14 protein-coding genes are annotated in these 19901 nt (G+C 36.5%); 9 read left to right on the top strand and 5 right to left on the bottom strand.

Annotated features, from left to right (window positions below):
• Positions 1-19: 19 nt before the first annotated feature.
• Both QE431_RS04795 and QE431_RS04790 read left to right on the top strand, forming a co-directional pair.
• Positions 20-1438, top strand: a complete 1419-nt coding sequence (locus QE431_RS04795) for an ATP-dependent helicase (RefSeq protein WP_307293170.1) — start codon at positions 20-22, stop codon at positions 1436-1438.
• 10 nt (positions 1439-1448) lie between these two features.
• Positions 1449-2366: an ATP-dependent helicase gene (locus QE431_RS04790; protein ID WP_307300506.1), complete on the top strand. Its 918-nt coding sequence runs from the start codon at positions 1449-1451 to the stop codon at positions 2364-2366.
• 42 nt (positions 2367-2408) lie between these two features.
• Here QE431_RS04790 and xseB read toward each other — a convergent pair whose 3' ends face one another.
• Positions 2409-2624 carry an exodeoxyribonuclease VII small subunit gene (gene xseB / locus QE431_RS04785; RefSeq protein ID WP_307293168.1) on the bottom strand — a complete coding sequence of 72 codons (216 nt, stop codon included), beginning with the start codon at positions 2622-2624 and terminating at the stop codon, positions 2409-2411.
• Positions 2602-4038, bottom strand: coding sequence for an exodeoxyribonuclease VII large subunit (xseA, locus tag QE431_RS04780; protein WP_307293165.1), 1437 nt, complete (start codon positions 4036-4038; stop codon positions 2602-2604). Before xseA ends, xseB begins: the two co-directional genes overlap by 23 nt.
• Positions 4039-4456: 418 nt before the next feature.
• On the opposite strand from xseA, the gene QE431_RS04775 reads away from it, so the two are divergent.
• From QE431_RS04775 to QE431_RS04755, 5 genes are all read left to right on the top strand, one after another.
• A complete protein-coding gene (locus QE431_RS04775) occupies positions 4457-4846 on the top strand; it encodes a single-stranded DNA-binding protein (protein WP_307293163.1) in 390 nt (129 codons plus the stop codon).
• A 13-nt stretch (positions 4847-4859) separates the two neighbouring features.
• Positions 4860-5249 carry a hypothetical protein gene (locus QE431_RS04770; protein WP_307293161.1) on the top strand — a complete coding sequence of 130 codons (390 nt, stop codon included), beginning with the start codon at positions 4860-4862 and terminating at the stop codon, positions 5247-5249.
• A 22-nt stretch (positions 5250-5271) separates the two neighbouring features.
• Positions 5272-5616 (top strand): Cas9 inhibitor AcrIIA9 family protein, encoded by a 345-nt coding sequence (locus QE431_RS04765; protein WP_307293158.1) that lies wholly within the window; start codon positions 5272-5274, stop codon positions 5614-5616.
• A gap of 61 nt (positions 5617-5677) precedes the next feature.
• Positions 5678-6982 carry a PcfJ domain-containing protein gene (locus tag QE431_RS04760; RefSeq protein WP_307293156.1) on the top strand — a complete coding sequence of 435 codons (1305 nt, stop codon included), beginning with the start codon at positions 5678-5680 and terminating at the stop codon, positions 6980-6982.
• A gap of 219 nt (positions 6983-7201) precedes the next feature.
• Positions 7202-7465, top strand: coding sequence for a hypothetical protein (locus QE431_RS04755; protein ID WP_307293152.1), 264 nt, complete (start codon positions 7202-7204; stop codon positions 7463-7465).
• A 536-nt stretch (positions 7466-8001) separates the two neighbouring features.
• On the opposite strand, the gene QE431_RS04750 is transcribed toward QE431_RS04755, so the two are convergent.
• The 3 genes from QE431_RS04750 to QE431_RS04740 form a co-directional block, all read right to left on the bottom strand.
• The gene (locus QE431_RS04750) at positions 8002-11589 is read right to left on the bottom strand and encodes a hypothetical protein (protein ID WP_307293148.1); all 3588 of its coding nucleotides are present in this window, start codon (positions 11587-11589) and stop codon (positions 8002-8004) included.
• A gap of 463 nt (positions 11590-12052) precedes the next feature.
• Positions 12053-12487: a hypothetical protein gene (locus QE431_RS04745; RefSeq protein WP_307293147.1), complete on the bottom strand. Its 435-nt coding sequence runs from the start codon at positions 12485-12487 to the stop codon at positions 12053-12055.
• Between the two features lie 793 nt (positions 12488-13280).
• Complete coding sequence (locus QE431_RS04740; RefSeq protein ID WP_307293145.1) at positions 13281-13658, bottom strand: hypothetical protein; 378 nt, start codon at positions 13656-13658, stop codon at positions 13281-13283.
• 205 nt (positions 13659-13863) lie between these two features.
• Between QE431_RS04740 and avs4 the strand changes: the two genes are divergently transcribed.
• A complete protein-coding gene (gene avs4 / locus QE431_RS04735) occupies positions 13864-18561 on the top strand; it encodes an AVAST type 4 anti-phage nuclease Avs4 (RefSeq protein ID WP_307293143.1) in 4698 nt (1565 codons plus the stop codon).
• Positions 18562-19513: 952 nt separating this feature from the next.
• The gene (locus tag QE431_RS04730) at positions 19514-19897 is read left to right on the top strand and encodes a hypothetical protein (RefSeq protein WP_307293140.1); all 384 of its coding nucleotides are present in this window, start codon (positions 19514-19516) and stop codon (positions 19895-19897) included.
• Positions 19898-19901: the final 4 nt, after the last annotated feature.

Below are 19901 nucleotides of genomic sequence, written 5' to 3'. Positions count from 1 at the left end.
ATGCTAAATATTTTTGATTATGACTGATCCTATTTTAGAAAATTTAAACCCAAAACAGCTTCAGGCGGTTAAAACCACTGAAGGGTACGTACGCGTTATTGCAGGTGCAGGATCCGGAAAAACAAAAGCCCTTACCTCGCGCTTTGCCTATATTGTGGACAGGCTCGGCATCAATTCTTCCAATATCCTGTGCGTGACCTTTACCAACAAGGCTGCGCAGGAGATGAAAAAACGTGTAAAGGCACTTATCGGCGATCTTTACGATGTGAGTTTCATCACGACCTATCACGGTTTTTGCGTGAGATTTCTGCGTGAGGAAATTAACAAGATTCATTACCCGAAAAATTTTATCATACTAGATGCCGAAGATCAGAAGACCATCTTGAGGGATGTGTTCACCGAACTTGACATCAATTCCAAAAACCTGACTTTCAAGCAGGTCCTGCGTTTTATCTCCAAACAGAAAAGCACCTCGGATTATCTTGGATATATGATTGAAAATAAAACTTTTGTTCCCGATGAAAAGGACTCGCTTTCCAGTCAGGTGTATCAAAAGTACCTCGACAAACAAAAACGCAATTATGCGCTGGACTTCGATGATCTCATCCATTTCACAGCATTCATTTTGGATAGCAATCCTGACGTTCTTTTAAAATGGCAGGAAATGCTGCATTATATACAGGTCGATGAGGCGCAGGACAGTTCCGACAGCCAGTTCCATTTGGTTGAAATGCTGTCTCGAGTGCACCAGAATCTTTTCCTTGTCGGGGATCCCGACCAGACAATCTATGAGTGGCGCGGTGCAAAACCCGAGTATCTTGTAGAATTTGACCAGATGTTTCCGGAAGCCCAGACGATAATTATGAACCAGAATTACCGATCCACGCCCAACATCCTGAAAGTCGGCAACCACATCATTAAAAATAATAAGATCAGGGTGGATAAGGATATGGTGACTGAAAATCCCGAAGGGGTTGAAGTGGTCCATTTCCATGGTAAAAATGATTTTGAGGAAACCCTTTGGGTGGCAGCGGAGATTAAGGAAATATTAAAATCTGAAGATGCCTCCTATTCAGATATTACGATACTTTACCGTTCGAACCATCTTTCCCGAAATATAGAACAGGCGCTGATTAAGGATAGCATTCCCTATATAATCTTTGGGGGCGTTCGCTTTTTTGAACGTAAAGAAATCAAGGATGTTCTCTCTTTCCTAAGGCTTATTGTGCAGGGAGATAATTTTTCGTTCCTGCGTATGTTCAACCATCCTACGAGAGGACTTGGAAAAAAATTTCTCGAAAGGCTCAGCCTTTTGGCAGGCGAACAGAACCTGTCCCTGCTTCAGGCACTGGAAAACAATCTACAGGATAAAGAACTCAATAAAAAAGGCGCTGTAGATTTTCTAAGTCTTGTTGCCGAACTGAAAAAAAGATGCTGAAAATAATTCTATCTCCGACCTTGTTAAAATTATACTCGATAAGAGCGGACTCTCAGAGCTTTACCGAAGAGACGGGGATGAAGATAGGCTTGAAAATATAAAAGAGCTGGTCAGCTCAATGCTTCTTCTGGAAAAGGAAAACAATGGGCCTGTAAATATTATCGAATACCTGCAGGAAGTATCGCTCTATACTGATCTTGACAAGGATACCGAGAATCAGGATAAGGTACGCCTGATGACCATTCATATCTCCAAGGGACTCGAATTCCCTTATGTATTCCTGTGCGGCTTTACCGAAGGGGTTCTGCCAAGCGCACTTTCGATCAAAGAAAGAAGAAAACGCGCCATTGAGGAAGAAAGAAGGCTGATGTATGTGGCGGTAACACGTGCGGAGAAAAGATTTTACATTACCGACTCCGAAGGCTTTAATTTCACAACAGGCCTGAACAAATACCCGTCAAGGTTTCTATTTGAAATCAAAGAGGAATTTTATGTCCGTAAAGGGAAACTCTCAGCCGAGATCATGCAGACCGCAAAATCTGCCGCAGCGGCAAAAACCTCAGAAGATACTGCTTTCACAGTCGGAGATCTGGTCATGCACCCCGTATGGAATAAAGGAAAGATACAGAATGTGGACAAGGAAAAAAACCAGTATATGGTCCACTTTTTTGAAATGGGAAAAGAAAAGCCGATTGATTTTGCTTTTCGTTTTCTGACAGCTGGCTCTGAGGAGCAGGAGGATTCTTCACCTGCAGAAATTGTAAGCCTGCAGGAAAGCCTGAAAACGGCTCCGGATCCTTTTAAGGATGAGCAGCAATCCAGCGCTGAACCAGATGATGTCTTCAAAAACCAAGAGCGTCCTGACATATTTGATGAAGACAACGAAAAAACCAATTCAGAAAAAAAATGGTATAAGCCGTGGAAATAAGCACCCGCTTTTTCCACTAACTATTTTCCTTGGGGATCATTATCATTTTTCAGAATCCGCCTGGTTCTCCATACCGTCTATAATTTTGCCCACCTCGGTCTCGGTAGCCTTAAGTCTGCCCTGGCAGAAAGCGATAAGCTCCGATGCCCTTTTTACTTTAGCGGCCAGTTCATCAACTGAAATGGTTTCATTTTCTATTTCTTTGGAAATCGCCGTGAGCTCATTCCATGCGTTTTCATAGGTCAGTGTCTCTTCCATCGTAGGATCTTTTATTTGTAACAGTCGTTTTGAGTATGCTGTCGTAAAGGATGACTTCTATTTGATCTCCTTCTTTTATCTGTTCTGTACTGCTGGTAATTTTCCCTTTGGCTTTCACAACAGCATAACCTTTTCTAAGGATATTCTGCGGTGACATCATTCTGATGCTTTTCTGCATATGATTCAGATTCAGGGTACTGGTTTTCAGGTATCCGGCTGTAAAGACTTTGAGGTTTGCTGCCATAAAAAACATTTCATTACGGCGGCGCTCAATAAGGTTTTGTGAAAGGCTCGCGTTTCTCTGCCAAGTTAAGGCAAGCTGCTGTTTCTTCTCATGAAGGATGTCTTTCACGTAACCCGCCAGTCTTTGCCTCATATCATAAAGTTGGTCTTTGTGCTGTGCCAGCAGCGCAGTTGAATTGCGTGAAATATTCTTTTTAAGCAATTCCAGCTCTTTGTATTGGTTTAAGAACAGCTGTTGTGACTTAATCACGATATGCTGCTGGAGCGAAAGCAGAGCCAGTTCAAATTTCCTGTTATGGGCAATAATAAATTCAGCTGCCTTAGTTGGTGTTTTGGTGTTTGTGTGCGCCATCATATCTGTAATGCTTACATTTTTCTGGTGCCCAATCCCGGTGATAACAGGAATTGGAAACTTAGCTACCGCCCTTCCAATACTGTAATTGTCAAAAATCAGAAAGTCGGACTGCGCCCCGCCTCCCCTTGTAATGACCACGGCATCGTACTTAATGCCGCTGTTATAAACTTCGATGAGTTTATTCAAAAAAAGTTTCGCATTGTTGTCTCCCTGCACTATGGTATAATAATCATCAATCTGAAAGACATAACCAAAATCATTGTGCTGCAGGGTATGGCGAAAATCCTCATTTCCCGCCGAATTGCTTGCTGATATAACGGCAACCCTTTGGATCACAACCGGGAGTTTCAGTCGGCTGTTCAGGGTGGAATATCCCTCAGAGGTCTTAATGATAAAATCATTTTCAGCCTCCAGTCTTTTAAGAGTTGCATTGCGCTGCTGTTCCAATATACCGAGAGTGAAATTAACGTCTATGTCCAGCACATTAACAGAGAGTCCATACAGCGGATGGTAGTCCACACTGACCTTTACAAGCACATGCAGGTTGTTGGTAAAACGCTGTCCTGTCTTCTTTTCAAAATCTGACAGATGAATTGCTCCCTCGCCCCAGGCTTTGCCCATAATTTTAGCTGTTATGGCACTGTTCTTTTCTCCTTTCTCCACCAGCTCAAAGTAATGGATTTTTTTATCTGTCTTAAAGCTGTGACTGGTCACATCGGCCACCACCCAAAAGGTTTGTCCCTTGAAACGGTCACTTATTGCCTGATGTATCTGATAGTTAAGCTGAGAGAGTGTGATAAAATTTTCCGGTCCCATAGTCATCCGCAGCGGGCAGCTGCTCTTCTGAAATTTTTCTTGAAAAGCTAAGATACGATTTTCCCTGATAAAATAATAAATTTCCTGATTACCGATTCTCGTTGACTATTTTACCACTTGCATTATATAATTCCGCATAACCTTGGCTGTCAACCCCACAGAACTGCAGATCGCTGAGACTCAATTTTAATTTTCATTCGAAACGGGCTAAAAGGGCAGCCAAGATAGTGTCCCCCGGACGCTGCATGCGCATAACGGCTTTGTTTCCCTCCGCCGCCCTTCGGGACTTATAGCACTCCGCATCCTCAAGCGGTCCACTTGATTCTTGCTTTCTTTTTTCCCGTTTTTTCTTTTGAAAATAATTTTTGGGAGAGGGAGAAAGAGACTTGAAAATTTTACTCACTTAAATTTTAGAATCATGGAAATCATTGGACGACTTACTAAAGATGCCGTAGTGGCAAAAGTAAACACAGAAAAACAGGTGGTTAATTTCTCAATCGCCGTAAACGACAGCTACAAGCCTAAAAACAGTACCGAGATCAAAAAAATTGTAACCTACATCGACTGCTCGTACTGGCTTTCTACAGGCGTGGCGCAGTATCTTAAAAAAGGAACTGCCGTGGAGCTGTTCGGACGAATCGGTCTGAATGTCTACATCGGTAATGACTCGCAGGCGCACGGAAGCCTGACTTTTCACACCTCAAACATCAAGATTATAGCCTTTGTCAGCGATAATGCCTCAGCACCTGCGCAGGATAAAGCAGTTTCAAAACAGGATGAAAAAGGCCCCGACGACCTGCCGTTCTAAACTCGGAATTTAAATGTATAAGCCTAAAAAATTATTAGTTATGCACGCCTTTTCAAAATCAATATACGCCGAATATCCTGTAAGCAGGGTATTCAATGAAATCATTCTTTCAGATTTAGAATCTTATGACGGGACTAAAAAGCAGCAGCTCAAATCCTTTTTGGAGGATTTGCAGAGGATGGGCTGCATCAGCGGAATGATTGGAGATTTTATCTATCACGCCGACTGTAAAAATTTCTATATCAGACATCTTGATGATTTGGAAAATATCAGAGAAGAAATAGAGGAATCACTTGGCGAAGCGGTTAAAAACCGCCACCGTCTGCCCCATTACACTTTTGTGTGCTGGTTATGCTTCGAGGAATACTGTTTTGACATCTACAGAAGCACTTTTGAGAAATAGCTATAACCTTAAAACATCCATTATGAAAGGTTCAGAAAAATTCAAAACAAGGATAGAGGACTTCCTGAAAGAGAAATCCCAGTCGGATACCGCTTTTGCAACCATGCTTTTAAAGGCTTCAAAAAATTTGGAAAACTGCCTTAAATACATCATCTCCGAAGTAATGAAAACAGGCGAATGCGCCTTTGACGACAGCGAGATTTTCGACATGGCAGTCGCCTATTACACCGATGATACTATCGGAAATATCCCTGAAATCAAATGCAGAGTGACAACAAATCAGCCTAAGAGGCTGATTTGTTCTCCGCTCCCGCCCCTATTGCAGAAAATGCCAGACAGGTTATTCCCGATGCACCTGTTCCTGTAAAAGACATTTCGTTGCAAAAGACCGCTAAACAGGCACAGACAACCCTAACGCTTTTTGACCTATGACACCTAAAACAATCATCGAAAAACAGATTACAGCACTGAGTGCTTCACTTGCACCCGTGCCTGTCCAAGTTGCTGCATGGGCGGAAAAATCCATTTTTTTAAAATGGGGCGTATTGTCAAGGGGTAAATTTCACTGTCTTGACTGCTGTCACGCGTGGAAGCCTCAATGCACTACACCTGAATGTCAGGACTATATCAAATGCTCGGCTTGCCGTGGAAAACTTAAGATGCAGCCTTACAACAAAACGCATTTCACGGAAATTGAATACTCAGCGGTTTTGGACACGGCAGGAGATTTTCAGCTTGTGCGCATCATCTGTTCCCACAAGCAGATGAAGAAAGGTTTTGCACCGACCTATTTTCATAAGGAGGTTATGCAGCATTGGATTAATCCCAAAGGAGAAGTGCGCACAATGTCGCTTTCTGTCAATGTTTTTTCTCAGGCTTACGACCAGTGGAAATATTATTCTCCCCTTGAGATACGCCCAAAGGATTTTCAGAAGTGTGCTAAATACCGCATTGCCCCTTACAGGGTTTATCCAAAACTTAAAATTATCAGCTCCCTTAGACGAAACGGATTTAAAACATCACTGCACAATATCGCACCGCAGATGCTTTTTTCTGCACTATTGAAAGATTCCCTAGCGGAAACCCTCTTGAAATCTTCACAGATTTCAATGCTGACCTACTATCTGACTTCTTCTGAGCAGCATCTAAAACAGAATTGGCAGGCTGTAAAAACCTGCCTTAAAAACAAATATATCATTTCAGATTATAAGATTTGGGAGGATTATATCAGCCTTTTAAGATGGTTTAAAAAAGACCTCAGCTGTGCTTTATACGTCTGTCCCGACAATCTGCGCGAAACTCATGACAGGCTTGTTGTTAAAAAAAGAGCCATTCAGCGCCGAAAATACCTGATTGAGATGCGCTCGGAAATACTCGAAGCTCAGAGCGTTTATGCCGAGGAAAAAAAGGACTTTTTAGGACTTTGTTTTTCTGAAAAAAACCTGACTGTCTCTGTAATTGAAACTGTGCAGGATTTTATAGAAGAGGGAGATAACCTGCATCACTGCGTGTTTACAAACGAGTATTACAAGAAGAAAAACTCGCTTATACTTTCAGCTAAAGTAGACAGCCAGTCCGTTGAAACTATTGAGCTGTCTCTTAAAAACATGGAAATTATACAGTGCAGAGGACTTAAAAATAATGCTTCCAAGCACCATAAGCAGATACTCAATCTGATGAGCAGAAACTTGTATCAGATTAAGGAACGGATTAAGAAAAGAACAGTTAGTTAATTCTTTGAAGCCGGCTCTAAGCCGGCTTTATATTTTTGGCCGAGCAGACACCTATAGGCAAGTGAAGTTGTTTATGATTATTAGCTTTTTCACTGTAATTTCAAAAAGTAGGATAGTTTAAAACAAGCCTGCAAAGCAGTGAGGATGTATATATCTGATAAAATATCAAACAAGAATATTTTTTTCATATATTTAGCTATATAAAAATTAGTATACTATATGCCTGAGAAATCTACTGACTTTTTCAATTTAATCTTAAGAATTTTGTCTGAAAACCATGCTGGAAGTTTTTCATTAGAAGAACTAACAAAGCAAGTTTTCGCCAATTTAGGAAATTATCGTAATATAGATATTGAAGAAAATTTCGACGAACGTCAGAAGCAATCCTTAATTTTAGATCATTTAATAAAACTGGATGACCTTGGTCTGGTGTTTTTAAATCCCGAAACTGACAAAAGTTCTATAAGCAACAGGACAAATTAAAGCCGCTGCAGCGCAGCGCAATAGTATATTTTAATGACCTTGTCCATAAGAACCTCGCGCTTTCAGATTGGGAATAATTTTTCCGTCTCCAAAATTTATTCAGTACTATATTCAAAGGTGCCTTACTGATAGATTAAAAATGCTGACACTTAAAAATCTCACCCGGCACAAATAAATTTAAAGTACACTTTTTTGAAGTTATTAATTCAACAATTAGAGATTACCTAGTATTTGCAAGTTCTTCAAAAAAATACTAGGCGGAACCATTGTATCCGCTATTAAAAAAATGAAAATTAAAACCAATATAAAAAATAATCATTGTTTGATTTTACTTCGAAAAGACTTAAAAAATACAGGCGCACACTATTATTATTGACAAGTATTAGCAATTGGATAAGCAACAGACTATAAAAATTTAAATAGCAGTAGATAACTTTTTTCTAGAATCAGACTGTAATTCCCTTGGGAGAGCTAGCTCGATTATTGCAAAATTTTGACAGCTTATAGTTAATAAATTATAAAGTAATATGAATTAATCAGAGTCTTGCAACGGCATACGGAAATAATTCAATTCTTTTACCTTCCTCAATTGGTTTAACTTTGCTTACAAGCTTGCCTTCCAGTTTTTTTGCAAATTCCTGATTTAAAGTATTGTTCTCAATTTTAGGACGTTTTCCATTTGTTAATTTCGAAAACTCATCAATTTTTCCGACAATCTCTCTTAGGTTGCCGTCGCCAATAACATTGAAATATCGACTGGCTAGCTCAACCTGTAGTTGAACAGTGCTTGAATTTGTAATCACTCCCTTTAGAACTGGATAACTTATTATGTCGACTTTATTAACCACAAGAAAATTACTGAGCTTGGAGAGTAATACCACATCTGACATTAACAGCTCTTCTCGGGTTTTTTTAAATATTTTTGTTTTCTGCGAGCCAGTGAATGATTTAGAATCTAATATTTGGGCAATAAGTCCGCTGTCTATTGAATAATTCTCAAAGTCTTTTACCCATTGAGCAGCATGAACTTCCAAAAGTAAAATTAGAAGATCGTTAAATTTTTCTTTTATAAATAGATAATTCTGTTGTGTTAATCTCAAGCGCTCAGCTTTTATCATTGATTTCATCTTATTGTTGCCTATTTGCTCAAAAATTAGGGCATTTCCGTAGTTATAAGGAAGACTCGCTGATAACTTATTAAAACTCTCATCAGAAATACTGCTTTTTATTAAGTCCCTTTGAAAATTAGCCCTAAGAGTTTCATCTGAATATCTAAAATGACCCTGTTGAGATAAGACGACGCAGTTTTCCTTCATATTTAAGTAGTCACCTAGAGTCTCATCTATTGCTTTAGAATTTTTATAATAAGCCAGCACGTTTTTCCATAAAATAGCAGTTTTTCCATAATGAAGTAAAGACGCCTGTACATCAGGATCTGTAATTCGAGAAAGATCATCAATCACAAATCTACCGAATTCTATAAGACTAAAACGTGCGTCATTATTTTCCTTATTTAGCAGGGTGCATAAACTATCCTGGGATTCATTGGAATTATTTTCTAATTTTAAAAATACGTTTTCAATATACAGGTCTAGATTCTGTTCTATATACTTTATCAGCGCAGATCTGCCGGAGCTCTTCACTGACGTATAATTCTCAGTCCGCAGTTTTCCAGTATCAATGCCGTTCTGGTTAAAATTTGCAATAAAAAACTCAATCATTTCAATATTCACAGCATAGAGGCTGTTATCGTATATAAATTCAAGCAGCTCCTTGTGCTGTTCTGCGTATTTTAAATTTTCAAATCTGATCTTATTTTTTTTTATATATTCTTTAAATGGTTCCATAACAGCTCCATCACTGTAAAAGCAACTTAAATGCTCCATTGATGCAATATACAGCTGCAGGCTTCCATCTTTATCAATTGCAGTGATCAAGGACTGATCAAGATATTGAAAAATACGCCCCAAATACAATTCGATTTTCTCAGGGGAAGAATTAGACTTGACAGCGATATAATTCCACATACTGTCCCAGCGCTCAGCTATGGACCTGAAAAAAGCCGTTTTATTTTCGTCATCCGCGTGGTTCATATACTCATCCATAAAGACTTCCGACTCGGAACCTTCTTTACTAATGATCCCGATAACCTGATTAAGCCTTCCTAATTTTTTATTCTCAATTAAATAATCGGTCAGCGATAAATTTAAAATTGCCGCATTGCTGAAGTTTTCGGGCTTTATTCTCTTAAATAAACTTTTTACTTCTTTTAGTGCATGGCCGTACGGGAGTGCCTTTTCACTTGGAAGAAGACTCAGTAAAAAATCATTATCTTCCTTGGCAATGCTGCCCGGATGGAAATGGGAGATGTAATGATTGTAATCTTCGTTTATATAGCCGCCCCTAAGCAGGTAATTTACGAGTTTTATATTGTTCAAATGTTCGTATCCTGCTGAATGCTTTGCAAAATACGCTGCCGAATTGCCGGCATCCAAAACTTCAAACAGCTTTTTCGTATTAAGCTCCCTGTGTTTGGATTTAGTTTCCTCAAGCTCAGCTCTTAAGCTACTTTGAATTTCCGTCTGCTGGTTTAAAATAATCTGCAGTCTGGTTTTATAAGTTAGCCGCCCGACTGCTTTTTCAATATCGGTAAAGGATATGGAAGCATTTGTAACTCCGGAATATGCAGTATAGTAATACTGTATATTATTCTGCTGCCTGAAGCGCTCAAAAGGCTCCTCTTTCAGAACCTCTTTAAAATCCACCTTCTTATGGTCGAGATGAAATGCGAAAACAGCCTGTTCGTTCTTAGAGATATTGAGCTCGCAGAACTTTAAAACATAAACCATCCGCAGCTCGCTGATATCTTTTATTTTTTCGGTTTTAGCCTTTTCAATTGTAGCGGTGAGATCGCTGATCTTTTTATCAAAATCCTGAATCTTTTCAGTGGTTAGTTCCTTGGCATTTTCAATTACATTGTAGACATATCCGTCGTTTTGGTTGAGCTTTTCAAAATCTGTGGGTTCAATATTTTTGTAGATCATCATCGCCAGCAGATTATTGTAATTTTCAAGCTGGCCTCCTATAATGCTTTTATAAATCTGGAACTCATTAAATATTGATTTGATTGTACGGTAATCATTTAAATATAGGCTCACATCATCAATAAAATCCTTTGACAGCTTTTTGCCCAATAAGTCTATTTTCAATTTCGCGAGTAATTTCGAACTCGAACTTGTATAATTGATAACCGGTATGACCGGAATGATGAAATCAAAAAACTTAGCTCTCTCATTTTCCTTAAAAATGTCATCGCAGACTGCGTAGATAAAAGTTACTTTTCTTCTTTTCTTAATAGGTTCATAATTATTGATTAGACTATTAATTTCTCTCAGCTTGATAAAAATTTCTGTTTTATTGAAACGGTCAAGGTCTTGGAAAAAAATAATTTCAACAGGGTTTCTTTCAAAAAAATATAAAATCTCGTCAATTTCATTTTCAAAATTGACCGTCTTGCTGTCCTGATTATTGTCAAAATCCACATCCTTAATCTTAAATTTAGACAGCTTGAAATTCAAAATAAAACTCATCAACCTGTAGATCAGCACAAAACTGTAAGACGCGAAATAAAGTCCGTACAGGGTGCTCAAAATGGCAGAATGATAATCCAGATGTAGTGTCTCTTTCAGGACGTCAAAAATATCGATTTTTATAAAGTACGCCGCTGAGCAGAGCCACAATACAAAAAATAATGTCTTTAGCTTAATGCCTTTTAGGTTTTCAATTCTTTTAAATCTGGATTCGGGAATCCGGCTGTGCTCCACACTGTAAAACAGTTGTTTTAGGATATTGTGCTCAATTTTTTCAGTATCAAGTGTTTTCTCATCAAATGTTGCCAGTGAGATATTCAGGCACTTGAATTGCCTGTATTTGTTTTCAAAAGTTTTAAGAATGGTGCTTTTTCCGCTGCCCATCGGACCTGTTAGTGCCAGATTTAATATCACGGGATTGTCAATTGCATATTTGATCCTTACGCTGTGCTTGTCCTCATCCGCTGTTAAAACGACCGGGCCGAAATCCTCAAGCTGGTCGGGATTATCGATCACGGCTTTTCCATTAATCATCGATAGTTCCCGTGAAAGGTACCTGATAATACCCAGAAGGATATTATTTAAGATTTCAGCCGCTTTCAATTTAATTTTTTCCTTTATTTTAAATTTCTTTTTTTCCAGAGTAGTTTGATCCATAACAATCATAATTCCAATTAAAATTCTTTTTAAACCTCTAATATCTATCCCAATATTTTTTCACAAGCCGCCTTCTACCTGCTTCTAATTTACTTTCAGATTACCTCATCTCTAAATGCACGTTCTCCAGCTACATGATTCGTACAGCGGTACCTCCCTCATTTTCTTCTGCCTGATAGCTGCGCTGCTATAGGCCGAATTTTTATTTCCAAAGCGCAATGATTAAATGCTGCATTTTATTTTTCTTTCCATGTCTGTCCAATCAGACGGATGTCTTCAAAAGCCGTATTTGAAGTATTAGATTCAGATTCTGTACCATCGTAGACGAAATCATCCGCTGTTAAAATTTCTTCCAAATTAGCCTCTTCACTGTCAGCAATGTCAAATCCATCAAATTCATAATCATCACCGCTGTCATCTTGGAAATTAAAACTGCTGATATTAAAACTTTCTTTTCTTGGCGGCCCCAGATTTCTTCTTCCCTGAAGCGATACGCCTTTCTTTTATGATTGGATTTAACGTTTAAACGATAAATGCTGAAGTTCTTTCTCCTGATCTGGGCCTTCCAGAATTCTTTCGATCCAGGACTGGAATGCACGCTGTCCGATAATACTCTGTAATCTAATTCATAAATTAAAATCTCAAACAAATAGGTGAGATAACCTCTGTGTCCAATTTTTGAATAGGTGCCCGTAATTTCAAAATACTCACTTTCATTATAACTCGTAAAAACGCCATTAACGCATGAAAGAAGGTCTCTCTGGTTCTTGTCCACCAGTTTAAGCGACAGCCCATCGGTAGAGATTCTTACCTCCTCGTAGGTACGCTAATGTATTTTTTTGGTACGTAGTCATCAAAAAATTTACCATGAGACTGCTGCTGAATATAATCAATTTCAATATCTTCTGCTTTTGTAATTGCCGGCATCGATTCTCCTAGTCTTTAAAAAGATTTAACTAATTATATTCTGGCTTTAATAGACTGCTTTATAATTCCTACAATACTACGAAAAAATAAAATAACCGGCCATCACATAATCTGATTTATTGAAGCGAAAATAGCATAGCCTTTTTATTTACAGTGGTAAAAGAATGCCGCCTTAAGACCTAGAGAAAAACATCATTAAGTTATCCAACATCAACACTTCTCGACATGGCCTGCACTGTTTTCTGTAAAGACACCCTCCAAAAAAAAATCCCGAGTGTGATCTTCGTGGTTCGGGATTCAGATGCCGATATTTGACTTAGTGAGGCTGCCGAAGACGTATAAAACGCAGCAGTTCGACCTAGGATACCGTCTGTACAGCGATATTTTGGAAACGGAAAGATCACTTAGAAAATATGAACAAAACTATATTCAAGCATTTTATGATCATCTGGCTGCAAATATCAGCTATCAGAAAGCAATTGGCAATTTTGATGTAAATGGTATAAGCGTCGATAACAATTAGGCAGGAGAAATTCGATGGAAAAAACTTTAGACATTATTATCTAAAGTTTTTTCAATTTAGTTACCTGTGAACAGATAACTCTTCAATAAAAATTAATGATAATAAGTTTTTTGCATACTTACTTTTTTACAGCTGGCACTTTAACGCTGTTTACAAAAGAATACTTTATTAACGATGCCGTATCCCCCCCTTTATCATTCCAGACACATTGATCAGACTGCCAATATAAAAAATGAATCTTAGCTAACCCATTTTGAGTCTTCTTTGTAAAGTACTCACCTTTTCCTGTGCATAACGCCACCCAGTCATCTTTTTCAACTTCGATATCTGGAAAGATAAAAATGTGACGAAACTCATTTGAAACCTTTTCGGCCGAATCGAATGTTCGATCTACTACTGCATAGCCTTTAAGAGAAGTTTTCGCCCCAACCATAAGCCACACAAATTCTTCCTGCGGTTTTATACCATTTGCTACGCTGTGTAAAAGTATACTCATATTATAAGTTTTAAAGTTACTACTAGAATAAACTATCAAATATCCAACTCTACTCCAAATATTATCCAAGTACTTTTACGTGATTTTCTGTCTAAGTAAAAAACAGGTTCAATCCATCAAATTATTAAATGTTCAAAATCATAAATTTCGCACACATTTACATTTTTGATCCATGTAATTTTTTAATTTTATGTTTTTTAAACAAATGAGAGAAATAAACTGGAATATATTTAAGACGAAATTTAACGAACGTGAATCCACAGCTTTCGAAAGTCTCTCGTATCAACTATTTTGTGATGAACATGATCAGCCATGCGGAATATTTAGATTTAAAAATCAGACAGGAATTGAAACAGAACCTATTGCTTCAAAAGGTAAAATAATTGGCTTTCAAGCAAAATACTATGACGTCAGATTAGCAGATAAAAAGGCAGATATTATAGACTCCTTAAAAAAGGCAAAAGGAAAAAACAAAGAACTTAGTATTCTTTATATTTATTTAAACAAAGAATTTTCAGAGAGTTCTGATCCTGCTCAGAAGGATCCAAAGTATAAAATAGAGATCGAAGCTGAAGCTGCCAAAATACAGGTGTCAATCATCTGGAAGGTACCAAGTCATTTTGAAATACAGCTTGCAGATATTAAGAATCAGCATATTGCTGATTATTATTTTTCCAATGGCCCGACGATTTTTAATTTTTTAAACGGAATTTCCAGCCACACGGAAACCATTTTGTTTGCTATTCAAAACGACATAAAATTCAACAATGAAAAAATTCATATTGACAGAACTTCACTAATCAATGAAATAAAAAGTCTTCAGAAAGATATAATCATAATTAATGGTGAAGGAGGCTGCGGAAAAACGGCACTTGTTAAAGATATCTATACACAATTAAAGGATCATACTCCATTTTATGTTTTTAAAGCTGTAGAATTTGATGTCCCGAATATCCAAAATATTTTTAGTCAGTACGGAGGTAACACATTTGATGAGTTTCTGCAAATTCACAAAAATGACCTTCACAAAATAATTGTAATAGATTCCGCCGAAGGTCTTTCTGATATTAATAATCGTGAAATTTTCAAACAGTTTCTGTCAGCTCTGCTTAAGGATTCGTGGCAGATTATATTCACAACTCGAAATAATTATCTTGAGGACCTAAGATTCCAGTTTATTGACGTCTACAGAGTACCTTTTCAGTCGTTTATTATTGAAAAACCAACTGTTGTAGAACTAACGGATCTATCCGAAAAGTATCATTTTAAATTACCGGACGATCATTCACTGCGTGAGCTATTAAGAAATCTTTTCTACTTGGATGAATACTTAACCAATTATGAACAATTTAATTCATCGACAAATTTACAGCGTTTCAAAAACATTCTCTGGAATAAAAAGATTCAGAACTCAGCTTTTAAAAGCGGCAATACTCATATAAGAAGAGAAAATTGCTTTATAGAAATTGCCAGAGAAAGAGTCAGCAAAGGGAAGTTTTTTGTGCAGCTGGAACACTCTTCGGAAGAAATCCTTGCTCTTTTGCAGCAGGACGAAATAATTAAATATGACAGTAATAATTACGGCTATTTCATAACTCATGATATATATGAAGAATGGGCTTTGGAAGTTTACATCGACAGAGCATTTAACAGTTGCGAAAAATATGCTGATTTTTTTACTGCAATCGGCAGTTCACTGGCTATCCGAAGATCATTCAGACGATGGCTTCAAAATAAAATACTTGAAAGCAGTACTGAAATAGAACAATTTATAAATCAAGCTCTTGCCAGTTCCGATATTGATTCTTACTGGAAAGACGAAGTCTTTATTGCTCTTCTTCTTTCGGAAGATACTGATTTTTTTTTCGAAAAAGTACGGGACATGCTTTTTGAACACAATTTTTTCTACTTAAAGAGAATCGTATTTCTTCTGCGAATTGCTTGCAAAGAGCTTGACGAAACCCACAACAAACTATATGAAAATGAAGACATCAAATATGTTTTCACAAAACCAAAAGGTAGCGGCTGGGAGAGTATAGTATCACTGATTTTCAAAAATCTGTCATGTTTTAACGAAGAAAATGTAAAATTCTTTATCCCTATTCTAAAAGAATGGAGCAGTAAAAATCCTATTGGCAAAACAACTAGGATAGCGGGATTAATTTCGATTGAAATCTATCGAAAAATTGAAACTGATGAAGAATTTAAGCACACCAATCTAGAGAAAGATCTTGTCAGCATAATTCTTAACACTTCATTGGAAATTAGAGAAGAACTTGAAACGATTATTGTAGAGATCTTAGGTTCCGACACTACAAAAAGAGATGCCCCTTACTATGAACTTGTTAATTCAGTATTAAACGCACAGTATGAAAACTTCATTTTTGTTAGAAGTCTTCCTAAAGAGGTAATAAGTCTAGCCCGAAAATTTTGGATTGATGAAAACAAAGCCAACGCCGCGTATCCCTATCACAGCCCGATTGGAGATGAAGAGTATTTTGGACTAAACCGCACCCTGCAGATACAATATAGTCCTGCCAGCGCATTCCAAACACCTATATTATATCTTTTGGAACGGGATTTCGGAGCAACTTTAGATTTTATTATTGAACTAATGAACAAAGTAACTTCTTACTATGAAAAATCAAAATTCAAAGAGAATCTTACAGAAATTCTTCTGCCTATTTCAGAAAATAAACATCAGGCACAGCTAATAAGCAGTGACTTTTGGGGAATGCTTAGCGGTTCAGGTCATTCACCCGAAGTATTACAATCTGTGCATATGGCTCTTGAAAAGTTTCTCTTGGAAAAAACACCAGATACGGAAGAATCTGTAATTGAAAGCTGGCTGCTTTACATTTTGGAGAAGTCTCGATCTGCTTCCCTAACTGCAGTAGTGGCGAGCATAATAAAAGCAAACACAGATAAGTTTTTTAATATTGCAAAGATTCTATTCTCCTCGCCAGAAATCTTAATGCATGATCGTATTGCCAGCTCTGAGTATCAACGCGCTAATTTTGGTCTATTCGGAAAAGGCTGGAATAATGAGTATAAGTATTACGAGGATGAACGAGATCAGGCTGCAAAGCAACCCCATAGAAAAACTACACTTGAATGGATGATGATCAATTACCAATTTTTCCGCTATTCCAGTACACCGAGTGAAGTAGCTGATGAACGACTGAAAGCAATTCAGGAAATTATAGATGATTTATACGATAGATATCCCGAAAAAGCCAATTCTTCGAGTTATTACATGTCGTTGAGATTGCTGATTGCCCAGCTTGACAGGAGAAAAATGTCTCCTATTATTGAGGAAAAAGAGGATAAACTTTTAATTAATTTTAATCCTGAAATTGCTTCTGATTTGAAAGAGCACAGTGAGGAAGCTTTAAGTTCCATAGAAGATTTTTCAAGATATATTGGTTTAAAATTATGGGCAAACAACAAATTTGATAAACGCACGAATGTTTCCAACCCTGAGAAATACAACAATTCTCCCGGCTTGGCTTTAACAGAAGTTAAAGAGCTAATAAATAATCTAAATGCAGATCCTGAGAAAAGACTAATATCTTTCAACCACGAAGTGCCCGCTTTTGTTTGTGCCGCACTTCTAAAAGATTTTTCTGAGCAGTTCGAGGAAGATGACCTCATGTTTTGCGCTGATGTAGTTTTGCAGTATGGCACTCAACATTTTAATCCTGATTATGATTATCAGATTTCTGATGGGGTTGAAGTTGCCATCAGCGCCCTTCCCGCACTTGCAAAACTCTTTCCCGATAGACTTCCATCTGTCAAGGTAATTCTACTTCTTACATTATTTGACAGTAATTCGATTGGAGCATACAAAAGAATTTGTGATTATGCCATCGAAACAATTTATGCAGGAATGCTTACATATCATGGCGAAACCAACGAAGAATTTATAAAGGCCTTTTTAAAATTTAAACCGCTTTTTGAGGAACTTAAAGAAAAGAGCCCGAAGAACTGGAATACACGCGATAACACAATTGAAAAATTTCATAAAAAATATGAAAAGCAATTGATGGACTTTGGAGAAGGAATAGAAACTGCTGAAAAAATTAAAATAGAAGAAGATTCTTTAGAAAATCTGGAAATAGTTTTTAAGCTAATTCCAGTTGATACCAAAAATATGGTTCTCATTGAAATGGGAAAAAATATATTGAGTTTAGCAGCAAAAACGCTTCTTGTAAAGAATAGAGATTACGACTTTAATTACTCATTTAGACATAATTTCTTAAGAAGATGCGCTTATTTTTTGCTTTATAGAGAAGTACAAGCAATTAAAGAATTCGCCGAACCCTTTGTAAAAAATTTAAATGACAGCCAGGAATCAGTGTATTTTCTGGAGGAAATAATCATTGTCCAGGATCAGATCAATAAATATGAAGAATTTTGGAAGCTATGGCTGCTGTTTTACGACGTAATTATTAATTTTTATCGAAATGGTCGCGGCCACTATCGTGAAGAATTAATCCGAACATATATGCTTGCCGGAAATAATTGGAATAATGTAAAGGAATGGCATAGCTTAAAAGAACGTAATAAGCAGTTCTATCAAAAATTAACAGTTGATATAGGGAGTTCAAGTGCCGCACTGTATTCAATTTCCAAAATTTTAAATGGAATTGCAAGCAATTTCCTGGATGAAGGCATTCAATGGGTTAGTGAAATTATTGCACAGCAAAAGACAGAGTATGATTCCCGATATGGCAGCAATACGGTTTTTTATTTAGAAAATCTTGTAAGGATTTTTGTATACTTAAATCGAGAAAAAGTAAAGAAAGATATTAAAATAAAGAAACAGATACTTACAATTCTTAACTATTTAATTGAGAGGACATCAGTAAATGCCTATTTAATCAGAGAAGACATTCTTTAAGAAACTTAAAAAAACTTAAAATGAGAGCCTTTCAGATCAATACGAAAGGCTCTCTTGTAAAAATAAATAAATAATGATAATAATATACCCAGGTTACCACTTTAATTCTTAAGACAGTAATGCCTATCAATAAAAAGACTTTACTGCAACTACTGAAACCAGAACAATAAAAATTCTTTTTTTCGTGTTTTGAGGATGTATATTTGCCTAAGAAATGATTTCTGCTATTGATTATTGTTTAATTATATATAAAAACTATAACTTTAAACAAAGATATCATGAAAACACTTTCAAATAACATTCAAGAAAGTTTTAATCCTGTCCAAGAAGAATAACAAACAGTTATAGAGAATCAAATTGACAACGTAGAAGAAGTTGTGAATGAAGATGAATTTGTAGAAAAATAAAAACCATCTGAATAAGTTTACTCGTAAAACATTCTTAAGGATGTGTTTATTAACCGAACAATGATGTTAAGATATTTGTCGACAGTTTTAATTAATTTACAGATTAACCTAAATTTGTTCATTCTTTAAGAGTAAAATTCTAATGTTCATTTCTTTAGATTAATTAAAAAGTAAGAAAAATCTTCAAGTATTATTACCTTTTAACATTTCTCAGCAATTAATAATTATACTAGGATTTTAATCAGACAAGTAAATCATTAAAATTTTAAAAATAGTACTGTTAGTGAAACTTAAATTAAATTTAAGCCTTATTTTAATGATTCGATTTGAATTTATAAAAATTCCATTTAATCAAAAGATGGATATTATGTAAAATTTTATAGAAATTTTATGTAAGTAGTGTGCACATACATTATATATTTGTACTTAAAATGTACGATAACAAGTTAGTAATGTCATTTGCTTATGATAAATATATTTATATATTTGACGAATCATTTATAAATGGTTTAGAAAATATTGAGTAAAATTACCATAATTCTTATATGACGACTAACCAAAGACCTACTAGCAAGCCTAAGGTCCCTGTCAAAAATCCCCCAAGCCGAATTTCAAATTGGTCGGGTGCTTTTAGGGATGTTTTGGTTGCATCATTAAATAAAGGACAATTTCCAGTAGCGTTTGTTTTAATTATTCTCGGAATAATATTCTGGCGTATGCCCGAAAAGGAATTGTCAGTTTTTGTTTTTAATTTATTAGATAGATTTGAAAATAATTACATTCTTGGCTGGTTCTTTTTCTTAGTATCACTTTTCGGATGGTACTTTCACAATCGATATGTAGTAAAAGTTCATCGTATTGAAATGGAGAGGAATACAAGTGAGAAAGTTGATCTCCAAAACAAGCTTTTAGAAATAGCAAAAAAATAAAAAT

The sequence above is a fragment of the Flavobacterium sp. SORGH_AS_0622 genome (assembly GCF_030818825.1).
GTDB lineage: Bacteria > Bacteroidota > Bacteroidia > Flavobacteriales > Flavobacteriaceae > Flavobacterium.
The sequence above is the reverse complement of the archived record's forward strand: the minus strand, read 5'-3'. Positions and strand labels throughout refer to the sequence as shown.

Coding starts and splice junctions, on each gene's coding strand:
- QE431_RS04795 (WP_307293170.1), top strand. CDS start 20: ATGACTGATCCTATTTTAGAAAATTTAAACCCAAAACAGCTTCAGGCG.
- xseB (WP_307293168.1), bottom strand. CDS start 2,624: ATGGAAGAGACACTGACCTATGAAAACGCATGGAATGAGCTCACGGCG.
- xseA (WP_307293165.1), bottom strand. CDS start 4,038: ATGGGACCGGAAAATTTTATCACACTCTCTCAGCTTAACTATCAGATA.
- QE431_RS04775 (WP_307293163.1), top strand. CDS start 4,457: ATGGAAATCATTGGACGACTTACTAAAGATGCCGTAGTGGCAAAAGTA.
- QE431_RS04770 (WP_307293161.1), top strand. CDS start 4,860: ATGTATAAGCCTAAAAAATTATTAGTTATGCACGCCTTTTCAAAATCA.
- QE431_RS04765 (WP_307293158.1), top strand. CDS start 5,272: ATGAAAGGTTCAGAAAAATTCAAAACAAGGATAGAGGACTTCCTGAAA.
- QE431_RS04760 (WP_307293156.1), top strand. CDS start 5,678: ATGACACCTAAAACAATCATCGAAAAACAGATTACAGCACTGAGTGCT.
- QE431_RS04755 (WP_307293152.1), top strand. CDS start 7,202: ATGCCTGAGAAATCTACTGACTTTTTCAATTTAATCTTAAGAATTTTG.
- QE431_RS04750 (WP_307293148.1), bottom strand. CDS start 11,589: ATGATTAATGGAAAAGCCGTGATCGATAATCCCGACCAGCTTGAGGAT.
- QE431_RS04740 (WP_307293145.1), bottom strand. CDS start 13,658: ATGAGTATACTTTTACACAGCGTAGCAAATGGTATAAAACCGCAGGAA.
- avs4 (WP_307293143.1), top strand. CDS start 13,864: ATGAGAGAAATAAACTGGAATATATTTAAGACGAAATTTAACGAACGT.
- QE431_RS04730 (WP_307293140.1), top strand. CDS start 19,514: ATGACGACTAACCAAAGACCTACTAGCAAGCCTAAGGTCCCTGTCAAA.